This is a genomic window from Microbacterium sp. 69-10 (genome assembly GCF_001897945.1).
Classification (GTDB): domain Bacteria; phylum Actinomycetota; class Actinomycetes; order Actinomycetales; family Microbacteriaceae; genus Microbacterium.
The window spans coordinates 1-4,850 of sequence record NZ_MKRT01000028.1; the positions used below are offsets into that span (position 1 = coordinate 1).

The following is a 4,850-nucleotide window of genomic DNA, read 5'->3' on the forward strand; positions in this document are numbered from 1 at the left end:
CGGTGAGCGTGGCGGGCCCCAGCGTGTTCGGGCGGGTGTGGTCGCGGCCGTTGTCCAGCGTGATCAGGGCGAGCACCTTGCCTGAGGCGAGGCGGATGTCGCGCACGGGAGAGTGCGTGACGACCTCGCCCTCGGTGAGGGCCATGATCGGCGAGAAGTCGATGTCGTCGTAGTTCGTCATGTCCGCCGTCACTTCCGCTTCCTGCCGTCGTAGAACGGGTTCTCCCAGATGACCGATCCGCCCTGGCCGAGACCGACGCACATGGCCGTCAGGCCGTAGCGCACGTCGGGGCGCTCGGCGAACTGCGCGGCGAGCTGGATCATCAGGCGCACACCGGACGCCGCGAGGGGGTGTCCGAGGGCGATCGCGCCGCCCCACTGATTGACGCGGGGGTCGTCGTCGGCGATGCCGAAGTGGTCGAGCAGGGAGATCACCTGGATGGCGAAGGCCTCGTTGAGCTCGAACAGGCCGATGTCGTCGATGGTGAGGCCGGCCTTCTTGAGGGCCTTCTCGGTCGACGGGATCGGGCCGATGCCCATGATCTCGGGCTGCACGCCGGCGAAGGCGAACGAGACCATCCGCATCTTGGGGGTCAGGCCGAACTCCTTGACAGCGCCGCCGCCGGCGAGCAGCGACATGTTCGCGCCGTCGGTCAGAGGGGAGGAGGTTCCGGCGGTGACGCGGCCGTGCGGACGGAACGGGGTCTTCAGCGCCGCCAGGTCCTCCATGGTGGTCTGCGGGCGACGACCCTCGTCCTCGGTGGCGAGGCCCCAGGCGCCGTCGGCGTCCTTGATCGCCACGGACACCAGGTCGGGCTGGATCTTGCCGGCGTCGTACGCAGCCTGGACCTTGTGCTGGCTGAGCATGCCGAACCGATCGGAGCGCTCCTTGGTCAGGTGCGGGAAGCGGTCGAAGATCCGCTCCGCGGTGACGCCCATGTTGAGAGCGCCCGGGTCGACCATGCGCTCCGCGACGAAGCGCGGGTTCGGGTCGGCGTTGCCGCCGATCGGGTGGTGGCCCATGTGCTCGACACCGCCGGCGAGGGCGAAGTCGTACATGCCGATGCCGATGGAGGCCGCCATCGTGGTGACGCTGGTCATGGCGCCGGCGCACATCCGCTCGACCGCGAGGCCGGGAACGGTCTGCGGGAGACCGGCCAGGATCGCGACCGACCGTCCGAGGGTCAGGCCCTGGTCGCCGGTCTGCGAGGTCGCGGCGATCGCGACGTCGTCGATGCGGTCGGCGGGGACGGAGGCGTTGCGCTCCATCAGGCCGATGGTCGCCTTGACGGCGAGGTCATCCGCGCGGGTGTTCCAATACATTCCTTTTTCGCCGGCGCGCCCGAAAGGCGTGCGCACTCCATCGACGAAGAAGACGTCCGAGATCTCGGCCACTCCTGCCTCCATTGGTTGGGATGACCCCAGCCTAGGAGGGTGCTCGGAGCGTCAGGAATCGGTTGGATCGAACCTACGAAGCCGTTTCGGGGGCGTCCGAATCGGTTTGCGGCCCCTCTACAAAGGCATCCGCGATCTTCTGTGCGGTATGCGCAACCTGCCACGGTCGAGCCCCGAGCGTGGCGAGAGCCTCGCCGACGGCCTCGGCTGTCAGCGCCGGCGGCTGCCAGGCCACCCGGCGCAGGAAGTCCGGGGTCAGCAGGTTCTCCGTCGGCATGTGCAGCTCCTCCGCGATGGCCTCCACCACAGGGCGGGCGGCCTTCAGCCGCAGATCGGCCTCCGGATTGCGATCCGCCCATGCGCGCGGCGGCGGGAGCGCATCACTGGGCACGCGCTCACGAGGGAGGTCCTCCGTGGTGCGGCCGCGCTCGATCGCGTCCCACCAACGGTCCAGCTGGGTGCGGCTGGCGCGCCCGTTGAACTCCTTGAGCGCTGCGAGGGCGGCCTTGCTCTGCGGCGTGGCGAGCACGGCCGCGAGCAGCGAGCGGTCCGGCACGAGGCGGCCGGGGGAGACATCGATCTCCTGCGCGTACGCCTCGCGTGCGGTCCAGAGCTCACGGGCGACCGCCAGCTGACGAGCGCCGCGCACCTTGTGAAGTCCGCTCAGCCGGCGCCATGGCTCCGTGCGAGGGGCCTTGGCTCCTTGTCGAGAGTCGCCTGGAACTCCTCCGCCGCGATCTCGGTCTTGCCCGCCTCCGCGAGCTCGCGGGCGAGCACGTCCGCGACGTCGATCAGGTGCAGCACGTCGAGGGCCGCGTACTCGAGCCACGGCTGCGGGAGCGGCCGCGTGGACCAGTCGGCGGCCGAATGCGCCTTGGCCAGGGTGATCCCGAGGGTGTGCTCGACGACGGCGGCGAGACCGAAGCCATCGCTGCCCAGGAGGCGGGAGGCCAGCTCGGTGTCGAAGATGCGGGGCGGATTCAGGCCCAGTTCGCGCAGCGACGGCAGATCCTGACTGGCGGCGTGGAAGACCCACTCGGTGTCGCCGATGGCATCCTGCAGTGCGCTGAAGTCACCGACGGCCGGCGGATCGAAGAGGAAGACGCCCGCGTCGCGCCGGAAGACCTGCACGAGGTACGCGCGCTGCGAGTAGCGGAACCCGGACGCGCGCTCCACGTCGACGGCTACCGGTCCCTGGCCCTGGGAGAGGGCGAGACACGCCTTCTCGAACTCCGTGCGGTCACCGATCACGGAGTATTCAGCCACGACCGTCCCTTCTCGCGCCGAACACGGCGACATCCTCGGAACCCGGCGGGAGACCCGCCAGCATCCCCACCAGCTCTGCCCATGCTTCCACATGCGGGCGCAGCGGCGCATCCGGGGTCCACGACGCGCGCAGCTCGATCTGAGCGCCGTCGCCCTCCTCAGCCAGGCCGCCGAAGCCCTTCGAGAGCATCTTCGTCGAGGTCCCCGATTCGGAGTGGTACTGCGCGGCGCGTGAGTCCAGGGCGTCGACGAGCCACGACCAGGCGACGTCGGCGAGCAGGGGATCGGTGCCGATCTCGGGCTCCAGCGGGGCCTGGGCGAACGCGATCACGCGCCAGGCGCCGCCCCAGGCCGCGGGCTCGTCCGGATCGTGCAGCAGCACGAACCGTCCGGTGCCGTAGATGGAGTCGCCGTGATCATCCGGGCGCACGTCCGCGGCGAGGGCCAGCGAGAAGGGCGCCAGACCTGCGGGGGACGGGATCTCCCGCACGACCATGTCGGCGCGGAACGTCGTCTCGCGCAGCTCTGCGGCGGCGACGGCGAAGAGCGCTGCGGCATCCGGGTGTGCAGTCACGTGGACAGGCTAGAGTCAGGAGGCGATGAAGAGTCTCAGGCACGCCGTAGCCATCGCCGTACCCGCGCTGCTGGCGCTGGGAGCCGCAGCCGGAGCGGTCGTGTTCACGGTCGCCCGCCGTGTGGTCACGCCGACGGTGCGGCGCAACGACACGCACATCCTGGCTGTGGACACCGGCGCGCAGACGATCGAGCTGGATCGCACGCCGGACACCGAGCTGCCCGGGCGCTACGGACTGTTCACCTCGGGCACCTACGGCTATGTGAAGCTCGGCGCGGTGCTCGGCGCCGACTCCCGGACCGTGCGCCGCAAACTGCTGACCCAGATCGAACCGGGTGCACAGGTGGACAGGGATGCCGCGTTCAGCGGCTGGTACTACGTGACCCCGAGCGAGCTGCACCTGCCGTGGGAGAGCGTGCTGATCGGTTCGCCCGCGGGCCCCTGCCCTGCGTGGTTCTTCCCCGCGGCGGACACCGGGAACGCGGACACGTGGGTCATCCAGGTCCATGGTCGCGGCACCACGCGATCCGAGTGCCTGCGCGCCGTGCCGGTGTTCCATGCCCTGGGGCTGCCGAACCTCGTGGTGTCCTACCGCAACGACGGCGAGGCACCGCGCTCCCGCGGAGGGAGCTACGCGCTCGGCGCGAGCGAATGGCGCGACGTGGACGCGGCCATCGGATACGCGCTGCGGCACGGAGCGCGGCGCGTCGTGCTGATGGGATGGTCGATGGGCGGTGCCATCGCGCTGCAGACAGCCGTCTCCTCCGGCAACCGCGACCGGATCGCCGGCCTCGTGCTGGATTCACCTGTCGTCGACTGGCGCACCGTGCTGCGCTTCCAGGCGCGTGAGGAGGGCCTGCGCGAACCGCTTCCCGCCCTGGCCATGGGTGTGCTGGAGAACACGTTCACGGCGCGGCTGAGCGGCGCGGAGAACGCGATCCGCTTCGATCGCCTGGACATGGTGGCACGGGCATCCGAGCTGCACGCGCCGATCCTGATCCTGCACAGCGACGACGACGGGTTCGTCCCCGCGGACGCCTCCCACGCGCTGGCGGCTGCGCGGCCGGACCTCGTGACCATGCCCGCGTTCGCGGTGGCGCGGCACACGAAGCTCTGGAACTACGACCAGACGCGGTGGACGGCCGCGATCACCGACTGGATGTCGGAGCACGGCCTCGGCGCGCGCGCCGGCTCCTGAGCTGAGTCAGCGCTTCTCTGCGACCTGTCGCTGGGCGCGCACCAGCATCCCGGTCATGCCGGCGATCCGCAGGGGCGAGACCGACTTCGTCAGGCCGATGGTCTGCGGGTAGTCGCCCGGGATCGCGAGGACCTCGTCGGCGGTCAGTCCGGTGAGGCCCTGCACCAGGATGCTCGCGAACCCGCGGGTGGTCGGCGCCTCCGGCGGCGCCGTCGCGTGCATGGCGACGACGCCGTCGGTGACCTCGACGTTGATGAAGACAGGGGACTGGCACTCCGCGACGCGCTCGTACATGTCGACGTTGCCGGCGAGGTGCTCGGGCACCGGCGGGAGCTCGGACGAGTACTCCAGGAGCAGTTCCAGGCGGTCCTCCTGAGGGAGCTCCAGGAACTCCTCGCGGACCTCCGCCAGGCGTGC

Annotated in this window: 5 protein-coding genes and 1 pseudogene; 1 reads left to right on the forward strand and 5 read right to left on the reverse strand. The window is 70.5% G+C overall.

From position 1 onward, the window contains the following. From BGN97_RS14410 to BGN97_RS14425, 4 genes and pseudogenes are all read right to left on the reverse strand, one after another. Positions 1-181, reverse strand: a 181-nt coding sequence (locus BGN97_RS14410) for a hypothetical protein (RefSeq protein ID WP_292703584.1), incomplete at its 3' end; no start/stop codon positions are given. An 8-nt stretch (positions 182-189) separates the two neighbouring features. Beyond that, positions 190-1,395 carry a thiolase family protein gene (locus BGN97_RS14415; RefSeq protein WP_292702940.1) on the reverse strand — a complete coding sequence of 402 codons (1,206 nt, stop codon included), beginning with the start codon at positions 1,393-1,395 and terminating at the stop codon, positions 190-192. Between the two features lie 73 nt (positions 1,396-1,468). Further along, a pseudogene (locus BGN97_RS14420) lies at positions 1,469-2,661 on the reverse strand (HRDC domain-containing protein). Further along, positions 2,654-3,157, reverse strand: coding sequence for a DUF3000 domain-containing protein (locus BGN97_RS14425; protein WP_292703586.1), 504 nt, complete (start codon positions 3,155-3,157; stop codon positions 2,654-2,656). The pseudogene BGN97_RS14420 and the gene BGN97_RS14425 overlap by 8 nt, the downstream one beginning before the upstream one ends. A 103-nt stretch (positions 3,158-3,260) precedes the next feature. On the opposite strand from BGN97_RS14425, the gene BGN97_RS14430 reads away from it, so the two are divergent. Continuing rightward, positions 3,261-4,433, forward strand: a complete 1,173-nt coding sequence (locus BGN97_RS14430) for an alpha/beta fold hydrolase (RefSeq protein ID WP_292702943.1) — start codon at positions 3,261-3,263, stop codon at positions 4,431-4,433. A 6-nt stretch (positions 4,434-4,439) separates the two neighbouring features. On the opposite strand, the gene BGN97_RS14435 is transcribed toward BGN97_RS14430, so the two are convergent. Beyond that, the coding region (locus BGN97_RS14435; RefSeq protein WP_363331438.1) for a SufE family protein at positions 4,440-4,850 on the reverse strand (411 nt) is incomplete at its 5' end.

What these genes read in the sequence shown, in the direction of transcription:
- BGN97_RS14430 (WP_292702943.1), top strand. Translation starts at nt 3,261, where the DNA reads ATGAAGAGTCTCAGGCACGCCGTAGCCATCGCCGTACCCGCGCTGCTG.
- BGN97_RS14425 (WP_292703586.1), bottom strand. Translation starts at nt 3,157, where the DNA reads ATGGTCGTGCGGGAGATCCCGTCCCCCGCAGGTCTGGCGCCCTTCTCG.